Here is an 18,666-nt window from a genome sequence, read left to right on the forward strand (position 1 = left end):
AAAGCTACCTCGCGGGCCTTCATCTACGCGGAGCCATCGTGTGGCTCCGAAGCCTTCAACCCATCTAAAGATTCAAAGCCCGTACAGGCCCTAGTCCTCTCAGCGCACTCGCCAGATTGTTCCGGCTGGACAGCGTGTGCGGGTGCTCCTCACCCAGCATCCGACGGCAGATCTCCAGCACCGCCCGATGCTCAGCCTCGGCCTCAGCCAACCGCCCCAGATCCCACAGAACAGTCGCCAGATTGTTCCGGCTGGACAGCGTGTGCGGGTGCTCCTCACCCAGCACCGCCCTGTCGATGGCCAGGCCGTGAGATGCGAATGTGTGGGCGCGCTGGTAATTGCCCTCGCCGTGCTCGTAGCTGGTGGCTTCACGGAAGATCGGAACGTCTCTCAGAGATTCGGTACTGATCGGGTGATGATGAGTCAGGCTTTCCGCGTGCGGGCTCAGTGTCCGCCACCGCATGCGCTGCTCATACGGGGACAGTTTCGCCGAAGCCGTCCAGGCACAGGCCAGCCAGGCCAGCGCCAGGTCCGGAGCAGAGCTCTCCCCAGTGGTCGTCCTGGTCTCGTCCTCGGCCGCGACCACGGCCTGAATGAGCCGGTGAACGGCCACGGCACCCTCAGTCAGAGTGATGAGGCTGTAGGAGTGCAGCAGCCGTAGCGCGTCCAGCACCATGGCCCTGTCGCTGTCGGCGCCCAGGATGTCGCGGGGGATGTCGTCGGGGGCGTAACAGGCCAGCACGCGTAGTAGCTGCACCGCATAGGCGTTGCGTTTGCCGATGGCGTCCAGGTGGACACGCCAAAGCCGGGCGATGGTGCGCTCGGCATCTCCCCCTTCGGGGGATGCGGCGTACATGTGCGCGGGATGGGCGGTCAGCAGGGACAGGTACGTATCGGGGCTGATCTGGGACTCACGAATGTAGGCACCGGCCTGTTCCAGCGCCAGCGGCAGATACCCCAGTTCTGCGGCAATCGCCTCGACAGCGGGCCGGTCTTCGGGCCGGTCCCGCTCGCCGACTTTGGCGATCAGCTCGGCCGATGCGCACTCGTCCAGCACCTCCAAAGGGATCGGCTGGACGCCGGCGGGCCAGCGCACCAGGCGGCGCGTGGTGACCAGGATGTGCCCGGTGTGGAGCTGGCCCAGCAGATCCCGCACATGCGCTGGCTCCTCCACGTTGTCGAGCACCAGCAACCAGCCCCTGTGGGCCTGCAGCCATCCTCGCGCCCAGTCGGCCGCCTGCTCTCCGGGCAGGGCCAGCGCCGTCGGCGGGTGCAGCTGCTCGGTCAGCGCGGTAAGCCCGGCCTGGACCTGCTCGGCGCTCTCGGCGGTGATCCACCACCTCAGCCGGTAGCGGTCCCGGTTGATGGTGGCGTACTGGCGGGCCAACTCGGTCTTGCCGATGCCGCCCAGACCGTGGATCACTTGGCCAATGACTACCCGCGCCCGGTCTCCGGACAGCTCGTGGTCGAGCTGCATCAACGTGTTCTCTCGCCCGATGAACACCGCGGCGGGCGCATCAGGCAGATTCGTCAATGCCGCCGTCAGGTCCACCTCGGCCGGAGCCCGTAGGGTTCCCGGCTCAAGCCTGATCGTCCGGTTATCCACGGGCGAGTTGTCCCCTGTGGTCACCGGCCCGTGGATCTCCCCGCTGGCTACCGATCTATCACCTGATGTCTCGATCTCGGTACGGTGCTGCGGTGTCATGTCCCCCATAGTCGGCTCTCAGCGGTTTCCCGTGGCGTTATCTCCGGTAGAGACGGTTCCGGAGATGGTCTGCGCGGCGATCGACCGTTCCCCGGACGCGGTCACCGTCACCTGAGCTGCCCCGGCGGTCTGGGGAGCATCGGCAGCAGGCGCAGGATCGGCCTGCGGGGCATTGTCTGCCGGGGTCTTGTTTTTCTCGATCGAACCAACGGGCATGGTGTCGCCAGTAAAGACGTTCCCGGAGATGGCCTGTCCGGCGATCGACCGCGTCCCGGATGCCGTCACCTGCACTCCTGTGGCCTGCAGGCCGGATTGCAGCGCACGGCGGCTGAGCACCACCCCATACCCGGACAGGATCAGGCCGAGCAGTCCCACAAATACGCCGATCACGCTGGCCCACTTGTCAGCATCGTCGAGGCCAGCCTTAAACAGCAGCACTCCCAGCACCACCAAGGCGAGCCCCGCCACTATCCCGCCCGCTATCCGCCACCCGCGCATCATGGCCCCATGATGAACCGCACAGCCAAGATCAGATAATTACTCCTTGAAAATCACGAGGATCGTTACATCCACCGCTTTGGTACATCTCCCACGTCTTGGTGCGGTCCCGCACGCTTCCCTGTCCTGATCACCTCGTACGCCATCGACCCACCGCGAAGCGGCAGCGGGCCGGGGACGGAGGATCAAGCCCGGCCTCGCGTGTACATGCGTCCCGATGACCTTCCTCGCCTGCTGGTTGCCCTGCCTGCACAGCCGGGCTTGAGCCGGAGGAGCCGGTCTGCTGGGCTTGCCCGGGTCGATGGTGTGCGAGGTGATCAGGGACTCCTCAGCCACCCACAGCCTCGGTTCCGCGCGGCGATCACCTCGGGGCCGGAGATCCCCGCCGGAGGCGTCTCTTCAGCTCTTATGACAGTTCGCCGTCGGCCTATTGGCACGTGGGCGGCGCTGGTCGCGACCGGCCGAAGAGCCGCAGCGCGGCCAGCGACCGCCCACGCGCGGCGAGACGCCGCAGGCGGATCGGTTGAGTCGGCATGAGGCGCGGTGTCGAGATTGCTCGCGATCCGTTTCCTCATGCCGCTCACCTGAGCCTGCCAAGGAGGGCAGCGCTGAGCGGCGATCTCGAACAGTCTGGCCTCAGGCTTGCGGATACCCTCGACCCCTGAGAGTGCCCAAGCGTCCACGGCGTCGGCCAGTCCGGTGTTACGGATCTTCTCGAGCTGGTTGTCTGCGGTTCCGTTGGTGACGATCGCCACTAACCAACCCGATGCGCGGAGCCGAGATAGTCCTGCCAGGACTTCGGGCCGGCAGTGAACGAGATGCGGCATACGCCTGCGGTACCGACCCCACAGCTCCTCGACCGTGTCGGGCAAGGCGAAGCGCTCCCGTACCTTGCCGAAGAAGATCTCGCGATGGGGAAAACCGGCTCGGTCGAGCGCGAGCAGCCAATCAACCGCCTCGCGCTCCAGGCCGTGTTCCTTGGTGAACTCCTCGGCCCATGCCTGGAACGCCTCGTCGAGATCTATGAGGGTGTTGTCCAGGTCGAAGAGCGCGAGTCGTTGCACAGTGGATCATCCTAGATCGGCAGCCACGGGGGATCTGGGGTGCCCATGGAATGGGGATGCGCTAGAAGTCACAGGTTCTCGGCAGCGTAGGGTGACCTGCGGAAACACCTTCAAGATCGTTCCACGTATATTCCGCAACCACTGGCACACAGCTGCCTATGGCTGCACTCCGCTGCCTACGTGTGCGGAAACGCGATCAAGGATAGCCCCAGGTCAAGGGGGCTTTCGCTGGTCAGAAGAGTGCCCCCGGCATGATTCGAACATGCGACACCCGCTTTAGGAGAGCGGTGCTCTATCCCCTGAGCTACGGAGGCAGGGGCTCCTAGTAAGAGTAGCGAAAGTAGCGAGTGGTTGCGCGCCCCGAGGGGGAGTTGGGGGCAGACGACGGGTTATCGGTTCGCTGGCCTGGAGTAAAAGCGCGGCAAGTGGGTGGGTGTGGGGTGGTGGGCGAGGTTAGTGTCACGGTCCGTGATCGACAGGCGGCGGAAGCGCATTCGCGGGCATCGCGCCCTGCGTCCGGTGGTGCTGTGTGGTGCGATGCTGGCGCCCGCGCTTCTGGCCGGGGGGTTACTGGTGGCCGAGCTCACCGGCTACGAGGCGGCCGTACGGATGGCCGACGCCGATGCGGAGCCTGAGGGGGCTGGGGAGGCCGGGAGGCCTGAAAAAGCCGAAGAGGACAGGGAAGCGGCGGGGGCGGAAGAAGCCGAGAGACCAGAGGAAGCCGAGACGCTTCACGAAGACGGAGATCTCTGGGCGAAGGGTGAGGGACGGCGGGGGTTCCAGGGGGGTGGGGGAGCCTGGACCGGTTCGGCGTCCCGGTTGGGGGACGGGTCGTCGGACGGGGAGCCGCCGAGGGATGTGGTGGCCTTGGTGCCGGTTGTGGTCGGGCCCGTACGGAGCCGGATGTTCGCGCCGCGGCTGGTTCCTCCGCCGTTGCGGCCGGAGCGGGTGTACGGGGGATGGGTGCCCGTCGCGGCGAAATCGGGAGTGCGTCCTTCGGAGGAGAGTCCGGGCGAGCCCGGCTGGCTGAACGATGCCCATGATGCGGGCGTGACGGATGGGACGGATGTGGTCGTTCCCATAAAGACCCGCCCGCAAGGCTCCAGAGGGCCACGGAAGGTGGCATTGCCACCCCCTGTGGCACCTGAGCCTCGGGGGGAGCGGACGTCGCCACTCGCGCCACCTGAGCCCCGCGAGGGGTGTTCGGCGGAGTGGAAGGGGACGTGGCTCTGGGAGGTCTGCAAGAAGCGCGGGCGGCAAGAAGTCTGACTTGTCCGGTCACAAAAAGGGGTGTTCGGCGCATATCGGCTGTGGAGAGCTGGCCCGTGCACTTGGTCAGCTGTAGTAGCGTGCGTGCCTGACCCAGGTCACGAGTTCGCAAACGGAGGGGTCGAACGTGCCACCTCGTCGATCAGCGGGTCTGATCGCCGTCGTCGCGACGATGACTTCCTTCCTGCCGGGAGCCGCTGCCGCGCAGCGGGCGCCGGCGGAGGTTCAGGCCATCGTTGCCGCGGAGCCGGTGAATCTCACAGAACTGCGTCGTGAGGCGGAGAAGGCCGCGAAGGATCTTGAGGCCGCGACCAAGGCGCTGGAGCAGCGGCGGAACCAGATTCGCACCTCGGAGAAGGAACTCTCCATCAAGCTGCGGGAGCTGCAGGGGGCCGAGAGGGCCTTCGCTCAGGTACGGCAGCCGCTGTCGGACCTCGTCGGGGTCCTCTACCAGCAGCCGACCGGTGGTGACGTGGCCGGTTTCCTGTCCGGTGAGTCCGGCACCGACACCCTGCGTGCGATGGCCGGTCTCACCCAGATCGTCGCCGAGCGCGACCTGATCCTTGAGGACAGCAGCCGCCTGCAGCTGGAGCAGGAGCGCCTGGCGGGCGAGGCGCAGGAGCTCCGGGCGAGCAACCTCCTCGCGGAGGCGCAGATGGGCGCCGAGATCGAGACGCTCAGGACGCGCTCGCAGAAGATCGTGCAGTCCCTGACCAAGGCCCTGGTGAAGCTGGGCGTCAAGATTGACAAGAAGGGGCGCCCGGCGGCCGGGTGCGACCCGACCAGGGCGACCTCGATGAGCGATTTCCCCAACGGGCTCATCCCGCAGGCGTACCTCTGCCCGCTCCAACAGCGGGGCAACCAGCTGCGGGGGGACGCCGCGCTCGCGTTCATCAGCCTGAACGAGGCGTACAAGCGGCAGTTCGGCAGGCAGATGTGCGTGACCGACAGCTACCGGAGCCTGGCCGAGCAGCAGTCGGTCTACTACACCCGTCCCGGCCTGGCGGCGGTCCCCGGCCGCAGCAACCACGGCCTGGGACTCGCCGTCGACCTGTGCGGGGGCGTCGAACGCTTCCGCTCGGCCGAGTTCAACTGGCTGGAGACCAACGGCAAGAAGTTCGGCTGGATTCACCCCCAGTGGGCCTACGTCAGCCCCTTCGAGCCCTGGCACTGGGAATATGACCCCAAGATCGGCTCTCTGCTGTAGGGCCCACTCGGCCGCAGCCGTAGCTGTGGTCGACGCTCGGCGTTGGATCAGATCTCTCCGCTGCGGATGCCTGTCAGGAAGTCGTTCCAGGCCGTTCCCCTGCTTCTGGCCGCCGTACCGTCATCGGTCACCGTGAGATTCATCCTGTGCGAGGGCCGATCGTGAAGGAGAGCCGTCCGCCGGCCTGGGCGGAGGCGAGCTCGGTCGCCTGGGCCGACGTGGTGGCCAGCACGACGAGCGCGCCGCGCTCCGACTCCCCGCCCGGGGTGGCCAGGACCGTGACGTCCTCGGCCGCGATGGTCGCCGGGGCGTCGCCGTCCCATGCCGAGGTGGCGGCGAGTACGTCCACCACGTCACCGGGGGAGAGCAGGCGCGCGGTCTCGGGGTCGGCGACGCGTACGGGGGTGGCGACCGTTCCCGCGCCGTGGGCGGCCAGCAGGCCGGGGCCGAGCAGGCGGACGTCGGTCAGCGGCTCCCCGCGCCGCGCGGGACCCGTCAGGATCTTTCCCGCGTACGGCGTGCCGGGCCTCAGGGCGCCGTCGGGGACCGTATCGGGTCTCAGGGGAGCCGGTGTCAGGTCGGCCGGTTCCAGCACGCCTCCGGGAAGATCCCTGGCGGCGGTCAGGACGGTCACCGAGGCGGTGTCCGGGCGCAGCGCCAGTACGGCGCATCCCATCGCCAGGGCGGCGACGGCGGTGGCGATGAGGCGGTGACGGCGGTCGAGGAAGCGGCGCAGAGCGCGCATGGCTGACTCCAGGGGTGGGAGAAGCCGGGCGGCGCGGTGCCCGTGATGGGTGGGACGCCCCGGCCGAGTGACGGCGCGGGGCTTGTTGGGACACCCCGGCCGGATGGCGGCGCGGGGCCGGTGGTGGGTGAGGCGCCCCGCCAACCAAGCGGTACGGGACCGGTAGTAGGTGAGGTGCCCCGCCGACCAGCGGCACGGGGCCCGTGATTGGTGGGACGCCCTGGCCGAGTGGCGGTGCGGGGCCCCTGGTGAGTGAGGTGCCTCGCCGACCAGCGGTACGGGGCCCGTGGTGGGTGAGGTGCCTCGCAGGCCAGCGGTGTGGAGCGAGGATTCTCGGCGGATCCGGGTGGCTTGGACGGGGGCGGGAACCGACCCTTTTCGAGATTCGTCGGGTAGGGCCCACCTGGCGGTGATGCCGGGGCCGCCGCTTGTAGGGTCAGCCGGGGAGGTCGAAGGGGAGTTTGAGGCCGTCCAGGGCATTTTGGCAGGGGCAGGTGCGCTCTTCGGGGAGGGCGGCGACGACGTCGCCGATGAGGGAGCGCATGCGGCCGACGTTGGTGGCGAAGAAGGCGAGGACCTCGTCGTGGGTGACCCCCTCACCCGCCTCGACCCCGGCGTCGTGGTCGGTGACGAGGGAGACCGAGGTGTAGCAGAGGGCCAGCTCGCGGGCGAGGATGGACTCGGGGAAGCCGGTCATGCCGACGATCGACCAGCCGTTGCCGCTGAACCAGCGGGACTCGGCGCGGGACGAGAAGCGCGGGCCCTCGATCACCACGAGGGTGCCGCCGTCGGTCACCTCCCAGTCGGCGGAACGCGCCGTGGAGACGGCCGCCGCGCGGCCCGAGGGGCAGTAGGGGTCGGCGAAGGCGACGTGGACGACGCCGCCCGCGTCGTAGTAGGTCTGCACCCGGCCCGAGGTGCGGTCGACGATCTGGTCGGGGACGACCAGGGCGCCGGGGCCGATCTCGGGGCGCAGGGAGCCGACCGCGCTGGGGGCCAGGACCTGGCGGACGCCGAGGGAGCGCAGTGCCCACAGGTTCGCCCGGTAGGGGATGCGGTGCGGGGGGAAGCGGTGGTCGCGGCCGTGGCGGGGCACGAAGGCGACCGAGCGCGACCCGATCCGGCCGACCGTGACGACGTCGCTGGGCGGGCCGTACGGCGTGGTGATCTCGACCTCTGTGGCGTCGTCGAGCAGGGAGTAGAAGCCCGAGCCGCCGATGACCCCGATGTCCGCGCGAGGAGTGACCATGGAGCCGAGGTTAGCGCCACGGACCGGTCCCTGAGGAGCCCGGGTGACGGCCTGTGGATAACCATTTCCCCGGGTGGTCGCCCGATCGCTTTCGGCGGAACCGCCGGGGCGCCATCGGGGGTCGTACCGGCTGTCCCGCGATACCGAGGGCGGGGGCATCACCCACCCGCTTCGGCCGATCGGGCCACGGCGCGGGGCGGTCGGCAGGGGCCACAGCCTGGGGCGGCCGGTTGGCGGCCGCCCGTGAACGGCCGATCGGGAGGTGGGGAAGGCGGCTCAGGAGGCCGCGGCGGCCGTGCTGCTCGCGGTCTTCGTCGACTTGGAGTCCGACGAGGACGACGAGCTCGACGAATTCGACGAGGACGAGCTCGACGAGTCGGAGGACTTCGACGACGAACCGGAGGAGTCCGAGGAGCCGGAAGAGCTCGACGAACCGTTCGCGGACGTCACCGTGCTGGACGACGAGGACCGGCTGTCGGTCCGGTAGAAGCCCGAGCCCTTGAAGACGATGCCGACCGCGGAGAACACCTTGCGCAGGTCGCCCGCGCAGCTCGGGCACTCGGTGAGAGCGTCGTCGGAGAACTTCTGGACGATTTCGAACTGGTTGTTACAGGCTGTGCAGGCGTACTGGTAGGTGGGCACGCGCTCCTCCTCGTGTGATCCGCGCCGATTGGCACTCTAGTGGCGCGACTGCTAATGGTACGCAGCCGACAAGCTTAAACGCGAGTCGGAGTCCTCGCATTCCGTAGCCGGATCCCGATCAGGCGCCACCCCTGACCAGCCGCCGCCCCCGGCCGGATGCCGATTCCGGTCAGGTACCACCTCCGATCAGCCGCCGCCCCCGGCCGGGCGCCGGTTCCTGTCAGGTGCCCCGCTCGCCGAACCAGCCCGCGAGCTTGCCCTTGCGGCTGATCGCGCGCATCCGGCGTTCGACCGTGTCACGGCAGGCGGCCGTGGTCACGACCAGCAGCTGGTCGTCGACCCTGATCCTGGTGGAGTCGGTGGGGACGAACGTACGGCCGTCCCTGACGATCAGCGTCACCTGGGCGTCCGAGGGCAGCCGCAGCTCGAAGATCTCCACGCCGTGCAGCATGGACGTCGGCGGCACCTTGACCTGGAGCAGGTCGGCGTTGAGCTCCTCCAGCGGCGCCGACTCGACCTCCAGGTCGCGGGCCTCGTCGAGCGTGGTCAGCTTGAGGAGTTTCGCCACGAACGGCAGCGTCGGCCCCTGCAGCAGGGTGTAGACGATGACGATCACGAAGACCTCGTTGAACACGAACTTGGCGGTGCCGTCGGGAACGGAGGTGGCGGCCCAGGGGATGGTGGCGAGCACGATGGGCACCGCGCCACGCAGCCCGGCCCACGACAGGAAGGCCTGTTCCCGCCAGGCCAGCCGGTCGACGCGCATCAGCCGGGCCAGCAGCGCGGAGACGATGATCGACAGCGGGCGGGCCACCGCGACCAGGATCAGCCCGGCGACCAGGCCGGGCACGATCGCGGACGGCATCTCCGAGGGGCTGGCCAGCATGCCGAGCATGACGAACAGGCCGATCTGCGCCAGCCAGGCCACGCCCTCGGCGAACCCCCGAGAGGACGCGCGGTGCGGCATCCGGGAGTTGCCCATGACCAGCGCCGCGAGATAGATCGCGAGGAAGCCGCTGCCGTGCAGCAGCGTGGCTCCCGCGTAGGCGACGAACGCGAGCGCGAGCACCGCGATGGGGTACAGGCCCGAGACGGGGAGCGCGATGCGGCGCAGCGCGTACGCGCCGAGCGGGGCGACCGCCAGGCCGACGGCCGCGCCCACCACGAGTTCGAGGACCACCTCGAACAGCGCCACCCCCAGGCTGGGCGAGGTGGCGGCGCTCAGCAGCATGACGGCGATCACCGTGGGGGCGTCGTTGAGGCCCGACTCGGCCTCCAGGATGCCCGCGAGGCGTGAGGGCAGGGGCAGGCGGCGAAGTACGGAGAAGACGGCGGCGGCGTCGGTGGAGGCGAGGATCGCGCCGAGCAGGAACGCGGTCCGCCAGTCCATGCCGAGGATCAGGTGCACCGGGACCGCGACGGCCGCGATGCTCACGCCCACGCCGACGGTGGCGAGCACCAGGGCGGTGGGAATGGCTCCCTTGACGTGGCTCCAGGTGGTGGTCAGGCCACCCTCGGCCAGGATGATCGCCAGCGCGATCAGGCCTATCTCCTGCGCGAGTTGCGGGTTCTCGAACTGCAACCCGAACCCGGACTCGCCGACGAGCAAACCGAAACCCAAGAAGATCAGGAGGCTGGGCAGTCCGCTCCGGTGGGCGACACGCACCGCGACGATGGCCGCGATGACGATTCCGGCACCGAGAAGCAGCCAGACATCCAGTCCCATCTGGTCCCCTCTCTGACTCCGGGGACCATTGTGTCGCATTAGGAAGGGCAGCCACACATGAGCGGCGCGCACTCCCTGTCACGATTCTGGCGCCTTCGGCCCCGTGCCCAGCGGCGATCCAACACCCCAGATGGTCACGCCTCGCACCGGTGGTCCGTCACGCCTCCGCGGCGGCGGTCTTGAAGATCCCGTCGGGGGTGGCCGCGTAGCGGACCGCGCGGTCGTGGGACTCGGCGGGGACCCCGTCGATCAACTCGCCCTCGTGGAGCAGCGCCACCGTCGGCACGTTCGGGCCGACCCTGGCCAGTGCCCGGTCGTAGGAGCCGCCGCCCCGGCCCAGCCGTACCCCGGTGGTCCTGTCGACCGCGAGCGCGGGCACGATCACCAGGGCCGCGGTCCTGACGGCGTCGACACCGCGGCGGGTGTCGACCGGTTCCATGATCCCGAAGCGGCCGGGGGCGAGGGTGTCGGGGCCGTCGTACACCGCCCAGTCGAGGTCGTCGTCGTCGCGGAGCACGGGCAGGATCACGGTCGCGCCGTGCTTCCACAGGGCGAAGACCAGCCCGTGGGTCGCCGGTTCCGTACCGATCGACCAGTAGCACGCGACCAGCCCGGCCATCTGGACCCAGGGCCGGTCCAGCAGGGATTCCCTGATCTGGACGGAGGCCGCGTGCCGCTGCTCGTCGGGGATCGAGGCGCGTGCGGTCTCGATCGTGGCACGCAGCGTCAGCTTGTCCACAGGTCCCTCCACTAAGGTTTCGTTATGGCCGACTTCGAAGCTGTGACGAAAGCCGTCGTTCCCGCGGCGGGCATGGGCACCCGTTTTCTTCCGGCGACCAAGGCGACCCCCAAGGAGATGTTGCCCATCGTCGACAAGCCCGCGATCCAGTATGTCGTCGAGGAGGCGGTCTCCGCCGGGCTGCTCGACGTCCTCATGGTCACCGGGAAGAACAAGCGTTCCATCGAGGACCACTTCGACCGGGCCCACGAGCTCGAGGAGATCCTGGAGGCCAAGGGCGACGACGAGCGCCTCTCCCAGGTGAGGGAGCCCGCCGACCTGGCCACCCTGCACTACGTACGGCAGGGTACGCCGCGCGGCCTCGGCCACGCCGTCCTGTGCGCCAAGCAGCACGTGGGCAACCACCCCTTCGCCTGCCTGCTCGGCGACGACCTCATCGACCACCGCGACGAGCTCCTCAAGCGCATGATCGAGGTACGCGGCACGCACGGCGGCAGCGTCATCGCGCTCATGGAGGTCCCCCACGAGCAGGTCTCCCTGTACGGCTGCGCCGCCATCGAGCCCACCGGCGAGGACGACGTGGTCAGGGTGACCGACCTGGTGGAGAAGCCTCCCGCAGACGAGGCCCCGTCCAACTGGGCCATCATCGGCCGGTACGTGATCGACCCGGCCGTCTTCGAGGTCCTGGAGAACACCCCGCCGGGACGCGGCGACGAGATCCAGCTCACCGACGCCCTGCGGACCCTCGCCGGGCGCGGCGGCGACCAGGGCGGCCCGGTGCACGGCGTGCTGTTCAGGGGCCGCCGTTACGACACCGGCGACAAGCTCGAATACCTGCGCACGGTGGTGCGGTTCGCCGCCGAGCGCCCCGACCTGGCACCCGAGTTCGTGCCCTGGCTCAAGGAGTTCCTGGCCTCGCGATGAGCTCCCTGAAACCGGTCGACGACCACCTCTCCGACATCCTGCGCACCGTGCGGGTGCTCGCCCCGCTGGAGCTGGAGCTGGAACGGGCGCTGGGCACCACGCTGGCCGAGGAGGTCACGGCCCCGGTCGCGCTGCCGCCCTTCGACAACTCCGCGATGGACGGTTACGCCGTGCGGGCCGAGGACGTCGCGGACGCCCCGGTGACGCTCCCGGTGATCGACGACATCGCGGCCGGCGACGGCCGGTTGCAGGCCATCGGTCCCGGTATGGCCATGCGGATCATGACCGGGGCACCGCTGCCCGCCGGGGCCGACGCGGTGATCCCGGTCGAGTGGACCGACGGCGGCGCCGCGCAGGTCCTGATCAACCGCCCGGTGCGGGAGGGGAACGCCATCCGCAGGTCCGGGGAGGACGTGCGGGCGGGCGACGTCGTCCTGCCCGCGGGCACCTCGATCGGTCCCGCGCAGCTCGGGGTGCTGGCGGGTGTCGGCCGCCGCAGGGTTCTCGTACGGCCCCGCCCGCGGGTGGTCGTGATCTCCACCGGCGCCGAGCTCGTCGAGCCGGGCCTGCCCCTGGGGCCCGGCCAGATCTGGGAGTCCAACAGCTTCGCCCTGATCGCCGGCGTCCGCGAGGCGGGCGGCGAGGGCTACCGGGCGGGCATCGTCGGCGACGACGCCGCGGGGTTCCTCGACCAGCTCGACGCGCAGCTGCTGCGGGCCGACCTGGTGATCACCAGCGGCGGCGTCTCGATGGGCGCGTACGAGCCCGTCAAGGAGGCCCTCGGCCCGCTCGGCACGGTCCGTTTCGAGCGGGTCGCCATGCAGCCGGGAATGCCCCAGGGCTTCGGCGTGGTCGGCGAGGACCAGGTGCCGCTCTTCGCGCTGCCCGGCAATCCGGTCTCGTCGTTCGTGTCGTTCGTCCTGTTCGTCCGTCCGGCGCTGCGCAGGATGCGGGGGCTGCCCGAGGAGTCCACGCCGACCGTGCGGGCGGTCACCACCGGCCCGCTCCGCTCGCCCGAGGGCAGGCGCTCCTACCTGCGCGGCGTGCTCGGCCCCGGCGGCACGGTCGGCCCGGTGCGCGGGCAGGGTTCCCACCAGCTCGCCGCCCTGGCCGCGGCCAACGCCCTGATCGTGGTGCCCGAGGACGTCACCGAGCTTCCCGAGGGTACGGACGTGGAGGTCATCCCCCTGTGAACGATCGACATCGCGGCGAGGCGCCCGGATTCACCCACCTCGACGAGACCGGCGCGGCGCGCATGGTGGACGTCACGGCCAAGGACGTCTCCCTGCGTACGGCGACCGCCACCGGCAGGGTGCTGCTGTCCGCCGAGGCCGTGGCGCTGCTGCGGTCGGGGGAGGTCCCCAAGGGCGACGCGATCGGCACCGCGCGGATCGCCGGGATCATGGGCGCCAAGCGGACCCCCGACCTGATCCCGCTCTGCCACCCCATCGCGCTGCACGGGGTCAAGGTCGAGCTGGTCGTGGCCGACGAGGGCGTGGAGATCACGGCACGGGTCAAGACCGCCGACCGTACCGGCGTCGAGATGGAGGCGCTGACCGCGGTCTCGGTCGCGGCGCTCGCCCTGATCGACATGGTCAAGGCGGTCGACCCGGCGGCCGTGATCACCGACGTCCGCGTCGAGGAGAAGACCGGCGGCAAGACGGGAATCTGGACCCGCCCCTGACTCCGGTCCCCGGATATCCTTCTGGACCCGCTTCTGAGATCCCGTCCCCCGATATCCCGCCTCGGGATATCGGGTCCCGTCGGGAACACCCCGGTCACGGCGACGCCAGATCCTCCAGAGGCCGGGTCCCCGGAAACCGGGCCCGCGAGAGCCTGGGAGGATGATCCCATGAGAGCTCTGGTGATCACCGCCTCCAACCGGGCCGCCGCCGGGACGTACGAGGACACCTCCGGGAAGCTGCTGGCCGAGCTGCTGGCGGCGGCCGGGTGCGACGTGGACGGCCCGCGGGTGGTCCCCGACGGCGAGCCGGTCGAGGCGGCGCTGCGGTCCGGGGTCGCCGAGGGCTACGACGTGATCGTCACCACCGGCGGCACCGGCCTGACCCCGGCGGACCTCACCCCGGAGATGACCCGGCGGGTGATCGACAGGGAGGTCCCCGGCATCGCCGAGGCCATCCGTCAGGTGAACCGGGACAAGGTGCCCACCTCCATCCTGTCCCGCGGGCTCGCCGGGCAGGCCGGCGGCACGTTGATCGTCAACCTGCCGGGTTCCTCGGGAGGGGTACGCGACGGCATGGGGGTGTTGTCTCCCGTGCTCAGGCACACCGTGGACCAGATCAGGGGAGGAGATCACCCCCGTTGATCCACCTCCCTCCCTTCCATGGCACCACGGGCCTTCTTCGGGAGATGATGAGGGCGTGGATCGACTTCGTGGCTGGCCGGTGACCCTTACGGAAGGCCCGGTAGGACTTCGGCCGCTTCGGCTGCGGGACGTACGCGTCTGGCGGGAATCGCGGCTTCGCAACGCGAACTGGCTCCGCCCCTGGGAGCCGAGCAATCCCGAGACCCCCCTCTTCAAGACCGGCCTCGGTCCCTACATCTCCATGGCCGGGACCCTTCGCAGGGAGGCCAGGCAGGGGCTCGCGCTGCCCTGGGTCGTCACCTACGGCGGCGCCTTCGCCGGGCAGCTCACCGTGGGCGCCATCGTCTGGGGTTCGGCCAGGTCGGCCCAGATCGGTTACTGGGTGGACGCCGCCCTGGCCGGTCGCGGCATCACCCCCACCGCGGTCGCCATGGCCGTCGACCACTGCTTCTTCACCACCGGCCTGCACCGCGTCGAGGCCAATATCCGGCCGGAGAATCACGCGAGCCGCAGAGTGGTTGAAAAGCTGGGATTCAGGGAAGAAGGGGTCAGACGTCGGCACCTGCACATCGACGGTGCCTGGCGCGACCACATCTGTTACGCGCTCACGGTCGAAGACGCACCGAGGGGGTTGCTCGTACGGTGGCGGCGGGCCCGTGAGGCGGCCGCCCACGGTGGCACTCCGCATGAAGAGGTTTGAAGATCTCGCGACACACCGCATCGAATGCTCGTCAAATAGTGACACGCGGTCTTACGGTGCGTGACATGAGCAGATCGAAGGCGCCGGGAGACCACGCGCGTCTTCATGCTGCCCGGAGGTGGCCGTGAGCAGCGGTGTCGTTCTCTATCTGGCCATTGTCGTCATGTGGCTGTGCGTGCTCGTGCCCATGTGGCTGCACCGCGACCGCAACACCCTGGCCGAGTCCCACAAGGACGTCGAGCCGTACGCCTACGACGAACGGGTGATCGACGAGGACTCCGCCGAGACCCTCACCGAACCCCTGCCCGTCTCCTCCGCCGACGCGCCCGCGCCGCCGTCCTCCGGCTTCCCAGGAGAGCCCGGAGGGCCTGGGGGGCGCGGGGAGAGCTGGGAAGCCTCGCCGGACGCTCAGGTGGCTTCCGGGACCGGGAGCGAGGCTCAGCCCCCCGCCAGGCCCCCTGCGGCGAAGCCCGTCACCGGCAGGGCCGTGTCCGAGCGCCGCCGCGCGGAACTCCGCCGCCGGGGCAAGCAGGTGGCCAAGCGCAGGCGCCTGACGCTCTGGTGCGTGCTGCTCCTGCTCGCCTCCGTGGTGACGGCCGTCGTCCAGGTCATCCCCTGGTGGGGTGTGGCGCCCTCAGTGGTGCTCCTGGGCGTCTACATGGCCGTCCTCAGGGTCACGGTCCAGATCGACGCCGAACGTCGCGCCGCGATAGCCAGGGCCCACGCGGAACGTGCCAAGCGCGCCCGCCGCCGTGCCGCCCTGCTGGAGGCCCAGCGCCCCGTGGCCGAGATCATCGACCTGACCGCACTCCGCGACGAGATCTTCGATCAGTACGCGGAGACCCCCCGCCGAGCGGTCGGCGACTGACCCGCGCTCCGGATGGCGCGAGTGCCCCCGGAAGTTTGCTAATCTAGTCCACGTCTTGGGGATGTAGCGCAGTCCGGTAGCGCACTTCGTTCGCATCGAAGGGGTCAGGGGTTCGAATCCCCTCATCTCCACCAGGTCAGAGGCCACTTCCGAGAGATCGGGAGTGGCCTTTTGCGTTGCCGGGTGACCAACTGAGTGACTACGGTCCACCCAGCAGGTCCGTGCCCTTCCGGGTTTCGCAAAGTCCAGTGGCGAGGTGTCTCAGCGGTGAGCGATCCCAGTCCCGTGACCGTGTGGGTCTTCCTGGGGGAGGGTGCTCAGTGGCCGTCCGGCGTGTTCGGGACGCGAGAGCGTGCCGAGTCGTGGATCAAGGCTGGCGAGCTGACGGGGATGCTCACGGAGTACCCCCTCGACACGGGTGTCTACGACTGGGCGATCGAGCACGGCCACTTCCAGCCTCGCGCCGCCCATCAGCAGACCCCCTCGTTCGTTGGGCGCTTCACGACCGCGCACCAAGAGCATTTCCACTACATCAAGGGAGATCAGGACTAGGTCGTGTCCCGTGGTTATGGTTTTTGGTGTGAGTGACGGGCGAGGCGTGTTTTGTGCGTGGGTGATGCATTTGCCACGGTGTTTGGATGGCTGAGCTTTTAGGTGACAAGCGTAGGTTCGCTGTCGAGGTCGGAGACTGGGACGGCTCGGCGCTGCGTCGGGTGGACCTGTGGGTCGCTGATCAGTGGGTGACGTGCGATGACAACATGGTCTTCGTCAAACAGTTCCGTTTTTACGTGGCACGTACCGCTGCCGGGATCCGCTCCGCTGAGGACCAGACCCCGCCATTCGCCGGTTTGTCTCCGGCCGCCATTCACCGGCGGCTTCAGGCCGCGGCTAGGGACGGCGAGGAGGAGTACGAGCGGTTCGGGTTCTTTCACCGCTGGGGCTGGGGTCCCACGACCGACAACGTGACATCCCGCCTTTGGCGGGATGCGATCCGCCTGGTGATCACGTTGGAGTTCTGGCGAGAGGGACACCTGCTCATACATCCCGAGCATGCGGGAACGATCTTCGTGGCCGAGCTCCCGGCCGCCGAGTTCGTAGGAATCCTAGAGGAGATGGTGACCATCCTCGGCGATGGTGAGGGGGCGCCCGTCACATGACGGGGTAGCGGAGCCAGACGCGGACGACCCTGACGACGCCGCCTACGAGTTCGTCCTGAGCGGTCCGACCGGCGCCCGGCCCACGTTCCATGCCCACCTCAACCACGGCCTCAACCTCATCGACAACGACTGATCACATCGGACTCATTCGTCTAGAAAGAGACAACCCGGCGAGATGGATGCTCTCGCCGGGCTTGGATTTCCGTCAGAGTGCTGGGCTACAGGTCGGGAAAGAGCTTGTCCATCGCCTCGGCCCCTTCCAGGAGCATCGGGCGGAGTTGCTTGCGGTAGACCGTCTCCGTCACTGAGGTGTTGCGGTGGCCGACCAGGCGGGAGATGTTCTCCAGCGGGATGCCGGAGTCCGACAGCAGCGAGACGAAGCTGTGCCGCATCTCGCGGGGTGTCCACTCCTTCTCGTTGAGGCCGGCTTTCTTGAGCACGGCCCGGAACGAGCGGCGGACGTTGTGGGAGTCGAGTTCGGTGCCGACTTTGGAGGCGAAGACGAGGCCGTTGTCCTGCCAGCCCGCGCCTGCCGCCTTGCGAGCCACGTCCTGCCGCTCGCGGTGGAGCTTGAGGGCGTCCACGCAGCGCTTCGGCATGGCCAGCGTTCGCCGGGACTTGCGGGTCTTGGTGTCGCCGCCCTCTCGGACTGAGTGCCAGACCATGACGGAAGGTGGAGTGCTGTCGAGGTCGACGTGTGACCAGGTGAGTGCCCGCAGTTCCTCCGTACGAGCCCCGAGTAGCAGCGAGAGCACGATGTAGGCGTGCAGCGCCGTGCCCTCGGACGCCTTGAGCACGGCTTCCGCCTGGTCGAGAGTGAGTGACTTGGACGGACGTCCCTCCTTTCCTCTGGGGATCTCGCAGAGCAGTGCGACGTTCCGCTTCACCTTGTCGCGAGCCTGTGCGCGGGAGATGGACCGGACGAGGATCGAGCGCAGCTCACGGAGGGTCCGCGTGCTCAGCTCCTTCGCCTTGTCGGCCAGCCAGCGGTCGATGTCATCGGCGGTGAGGTCGACGAGCTTTCGCGCGCCCAGACCAGGGATGATGTGCTTGTTCGCGAGGATCGAGCACTTGTCCACCGTCGCGGACCCTCGGCCACTGAGCCCGAACTCCAGCCAGTTCCGTGCGGCGTCGGCCACGGTGTAGCCGGTCGAGGAGACCAGGAGCCCGTCCTCATAGTCGCGGATGATCTCCTTGAGCCGTTTCATGGCCGCGGTCTTGGTCTTGCCGCTGGCCTTCTTCACGATCCGCTTGCCTGCCGGGGTGTAGCCGACCGTCACCGAGGCGATCCAGCGTTGCCGCGCCTCGTCCCAGTGCAGTCCGCCGTCCCCACGGCTACGCCGTTCGGTCATCAGGCGGCCTCCCGCTCCAGGAGCGCGATGTACTCGTGGATGGCGGACGCCGGGATGAGCCGGGTACGACCCTCCTTGACCGAGCGCAGTCGTCCCGAGCGCATCAGTTCGTAGAGAACGCTGCGGCTCAGCCCGAGGCGTCGCATGGCGTCGGACACCCGGTAGAGCCGAGCTTCAGTCGAGATCAAGTCAGTGGCCAACGGTTCCTCCCTGGGGCGAGATCGACGAGGCGAGAGCGGATTCCCCGGTCGTGTATCCCTGTCCGGCGTACCGCCAGTTGGCGAGGACGAGCGTGGCGGCGGGGTCGTACGGCAGCCGCTCAAGGTCGCGGGCCTGGCGGTACTCCAGACGGACGCGACGCAGGGCGGTCATGGTGGTGGAGTAGGCCCGGCTCTTGGTCGAGAAGTGGGATCTGGCAAGATTTTCGTGATGGGATGACGGAACGTTATTGCGGTGGCATCGTGGCCATTGTGTGAAGACCTTCTGTATCTCTTG

20 protein-coding genes and 2 tRNA genes are annotated in these 18,666 nt (G+C 68.9%); 10 read left to right on the forward strand and 12 right to left on the reverse strand.

Features of this window, described 5'->3' with window-relative positions; genetic code table 11:
• Positions 1 to 64: 64 nt before the first annotated feature.
• The 4 genes from ACFYWM_RS43800 to ACFYWM_RS43815 all read right to left on the reverse strand — a co-directional run bounded on the left by ACFYWM_RS43800 (position 65) and on the right by ACFYWM_RS43815 (position 3,581).
• Complete coding sequence (locus ACFYWM_RS43800) at positions 65 to 1,705, reverse strand: tetratricopeptide repeat protein (protein ID WP_389927555.1); 1,641 nt, start codon at positions 1,703 to 1,705, stop codon at positions 65 to 67.
• A gap of 18 nt (positions 1,706 to 1,723) precedes the next feature.
• A complete protein-coding gene (locus ACFYWM_RS43805; RefSeq protein WP_389927557.1) occupies positions 1,724 to 2,206 on the reverse strand; it encodes a hypothetical protein in 483 nt (160 codons plus the stop codon).
• 314 nt (positions 2,207 to 2,520) lie between these two features.
• Complete coding sequence (locus ACFYWM_RS43810) at positions 2,521 to 3,267, reverse strand: HAD family hydrolase (RefSeq protein ID WP_389927560.1); 747 nt, start codon at positions 3,265 to 3,267, stop codon at positions 2,521 to 2,523.
• 241 nt (positions 3,268 to 3,508) lie between these two features.
• A tRNA-Arg gene (locus ACFYWM_RS43815) sits at positions 3,509 to 3,581 on the reverse strand.
• 1,205 nt (positions 3,582 to 4,786) lie between these two features.
• On the opposite strand from ACFYWM_RS43815, the gene ACFYWM_RS43820 reads away from it, so the two are divergent.
• Entirely contained in the window at positions 4,787 to 5,743 is a 957-nt protein-coding gene (locus ACFYWM_RS43820) for a D-alanyl-D-alanine carboxypeptidase family protein (RefSeq protein WP_389927563.1), read from the forward strand.
• A gap of 139 nt (positions 5,744 to 5,882) precedes the next feature.
• Here the strand turns inward: ACFYWM_RS43820 and ACFYWM_RS43825 are convergent, their stop codons facing one another.
• From ACFYWM_RS43825 to ACFYWM_RS43845, 5 genes are all read right to left on the reverse strand, one after another.
• Entirely contained in the window at positions 5,883 to 6,488 is a 606-nt protein-coding gene (locus ACFYWM_RS43825) for an RcpC/CpaB family pilus assembly protein (protein WP_389927565.1), read from the reverse strand.
• Between the two features lie 436 nt (positions 6,489 to 6,924).
• Positions 6,925 to 7,737, reverse strand: a complete 813-nt coding sequence (locus ACFYWM_RS43830) for an S-methyl-5'-thioadenosine phosphorylase (RefSeq protein WP_389927568.1) — start codon at positions 7,735 to 7,737, stop codon at positions 6,925 to 6,927.
• A gap of 276 nt (positions 7,738 to 8,013) precedes the next feature.
• Positions 8,014 to 8,379 carry an FmdB family zinc ribbon protein gene (locus ACFYWM_RS43835; RefSeq protein WP_389927570.1) on the reverse strand — a complete coding sequence of 122 codons (366 nt, stop codon included), beginning with the start codon at positions 8,377 to 8,379 and terminating at the stop codon, positions 8,014 to 8,016.
• 220 nt (positions 8,380 to 8,599) lie between these two features.
• Complete coding sequence (locus tag ACFYWM_RS43840) at positions 8,600 to 10,105, reverse strand: potassium/proton antiporter (protein ID WP_389927573.1); 1,506 nt, start codon at positions 10,103 to 10,105, stop codon at positions 8,600 to 8,602.
• A 157-nt stretch (positions 10,106 to 10,262) separates the two neighbouring features.
• On the reverse strand, positions 10,263 to 10,844 hold the full coding sequence (locus ACFYWM_RS43845) for a 5-formyltetrahydrofolate cyclo-ligase (RefSeq protein WP_389927576.1): 582 nt from the start codon (positions 10,842 to 10,844) through the stop codon (positions 10,263 to 10,265).
• 24 nt (positions 10,845 to 10,868) lie between these two features.
• Here ACFYWM_RS43845 and galU point away from each other — a divergent pair, with 24 nt between their 5' ends.
• The 9 genes from galU to ACFYWM_RS43890 all read left to right on the forward strand — a co-directional run bounded on the left by galU (position 10,869) and on the right by ACFYWM_RS43890 (position 16,819).
• The gene (gene galU, locus ACFYWM_RS43850; protein WP_389927578.1) at positions 10,869 to 11,768 is read left to right on the forward strand and encodes a UTP--glucose-1-phosphate uridylyltransferase GalU; all 900 of its coding nucleotides are present in this window, start codon (positions 10,869 to 10,871) and stop codon (positions 11,766 to 11,768) included.
• 5 nt (positions 11,769 to 11,773) lie between these two features.
• Positions 11,774 to 12,961, forward strand: coding sequence for a gephyrin-like molybdotransferase Glp (gene glp, locus ACFYWM_RS43855; protein WP_389927602.1), 1,188 nt, complete (start codon positions 11,774 to 11,776; stop codon positions 12,959 to 12,961).
• Positions 12,958 to 13,452, forward strand: a complete 495-nt coding sequence (gene moaC / locus ACFYWM_RS43860; RefSeq protein ID WP_389927581.1) for a cyclic pyranopterin monophosphate synthase MoaC — start codon at positions 12,958 to 12,960, stop codon at positions 13,450 to 13,452. Before glp ends, moaC begins: the two co-directional genes overlap by 4 nt.
• Positions 13,453 to 13,620: 168 nt before the next feature.
• Entirely contained in the window at positions 13,621 to 14,094 is a 474-nt protein-coding gene (locus ACFYWM_RS43865; protein WP_389927583.1) for a molybdenum cofactor biosynthesis protein B, read from the forward strand.
• A 55-nt stretch (positions 14,095 to 14,149) separates the two neighbouring features.
• The gene (locus ACFYWM_RS43870) at positions 14,150 to 14,794 is read left to right on the forward strand and encodes a GNAT family N-acetyltransferase (RefSeq protein ID WP_389927586.1); all 645 of its coding nucleotides are present in this window, start codon (positions 14,150 to 14,152) and stop codon (positions 14,792 to 14,794) included.
• Between the two features lie 124 nt (positions 14,795 to 14,918).
• Positions 14,919 to 15,662, forward strand: a complete 744-nt coding sequence (locus ACFYWM_RS43875) for a hypothetical protein (RefSeq protein WP_389927588.1) — start codon at positions 14,919 to 14,921, stop codon at positions 15,660 to 15,662.
• A 57-nt stretch (positions 15,663 to 15,719) separates the two neighbouring features.
• Positions 15,720 to 15,796, forward strand: a tRNA-Ala gene (locus ACFYWM_RS43880).
• Between the two features lie 133 nt (positions 15,797 to 15,929).
• The gene (locus ACFYWM_RS43885) at positions 15,930 to 16,214 is read left to right on the forward strand and encodes a hypothetical protein (RefSeq protein WP_389927591.1); all 285 of its coding nucleotides are present in this window, start codon (positions 15,930 to 15,932) and stop codon (positions 16,212 to 16,214) included.
• A gap of 86 nt (positions 16,215 to 16,300) precedes the next feature.
• Entirely contained in the window at positions 16,301 to 16,819 is a 519-nt protein-coding gene (locus tag ACFYWM_RS43890; protein WP_389927594.1) for a hypothetical protein, read from the forward strand.
• Positions 16,820 to 17,037: 218 nt separating this feature from the next.
• Here ACFYWM_RS43890 and xerC read toward each other — a convergent pair whose 3' ends face one another.
• Genes xerC through ACFYWM_RS43905 form a run of 3 tightly spaced genes read right to left on the reverse strand, consistent with a single transcriptional unit; the run spans position 17,038 to position 18,660 of the window.
• Entirely contained in the window at positions 17,038 to 18,171 is a 1,134-nt protein-coding gene (gene xerC / locus ACFYWM_RS43895) for a tyrosine recombinase XerC (RefSeq protein WP_389927596.1), read from the reverse strand.
• Positions 18,171 to 18,371, reverse strand: a complete 201-nt coding sequence (locus ACFYWM_RS43900) for a helix-turn-helix domain-containing protein (protein ID WP_389927599.1) — start codon at positions 18,369 to 18,371, stop codon at positions 18,171 to 18,173. Before ACFYWM_RS43900 ends, xerC begins: the two co-directional genes overlap by 1 nt.
• Positions 18,361 to 18,660, reverse strand: a complete 300-nt coding sequence (locus ACFYWM_RS43905; protein WP_389927604.1) for a replication initiator — start codon at positions 18,658 to 18,660, stop codon at positions 18,361 to 18,363. The genes ACFYWM_RS43900 and ACFYWM_RS43905 overlap by 11 nt, the downstream gene beginning before the upstream one ends.
• Positions 18,661 to 18,666: the final 6 nt, after the last annotated feature.

It is taken from the genome of Streptosporangium sp. NPDC002721, from assembly GCF_042888905.1.
GTDB lineage: Bacteria > Actinomycetota > Actinomycetes > Streptosporangiales > Streptosporangiaceae > Streptosporangium.

What these genes read in the sequence shown, in the direction of transcription:
- ACFYWM_RS43800 (WP_389927555.1), bottom strand. Translation starts at nt 1,705, where the DNA reads ATGACACCGCAGCACCGTACCGAGATCGAGACATCAGGTGATAGATCG.
- ACFYWM_RS43805 (WP_389927557.1), bottom strand. Translation starts at nt 2,206, where the DNA reads ATGATGCGCGGGTGGCGGATAGCGGGCGGGATAGTGGCGGGGCTCGCC.
- ACFYWM_RS43825 (WP_389927565.1), bottom strand. Translation starts at nt 6,488, where the DNA reads ATGCGCGCTCTGCGCCGCTTCCTCGACCGCCGTCACCGCCTCATCGCC.
- ACFYWM_RS43830 (WP_389927568.1), bottom strand. Translation starts at nt 7,737, where the DNA reads ATGGTCACTCCTCGCGCGGACATCGGGGTCATCGGCGGCTCGGGCTTC.
- ACFYWM_RS43840 (WP_389927573.1), bottom strand. Translation starts at nt 10,105, where the DNA reads ATGGGACTGGATGTCTGGCTGCTTCTCGGTGCCGGAATCGTCATCGCG.
- galU (WP_389927578.1), top strand. Translation starts at nt 10,869, where the DNA reads ATGGCCGACTTCGAAGCTGTGACGAAAGCCGTCGTTCCCGCGGCGGGC.
- ACFYWM_RS43865 (WP_389927583.1), top strand. Translation starts at nt 13,621, where the DNA reads ATGAGAGCTCTGGTGATCACCGCCTCCAACCGGGCCGCCGCCGGGACG.
- ACFYWM_RS43890 (WP_389927594.1), top strand. Translation starts at nt 16,301, where the DNA reads ATGGCTGAGCTTTTAGGTGACAAGCGTAGGTTCGCTGTCGAGGTCGGA.
- xerC (WP_389927596.1), bottom strand. Translation starts at nt 18,171, where the DNA reads ATGACCGAACGGCGTAGCCGTGGGGACGGCGGACTGCACTGGGACGAG.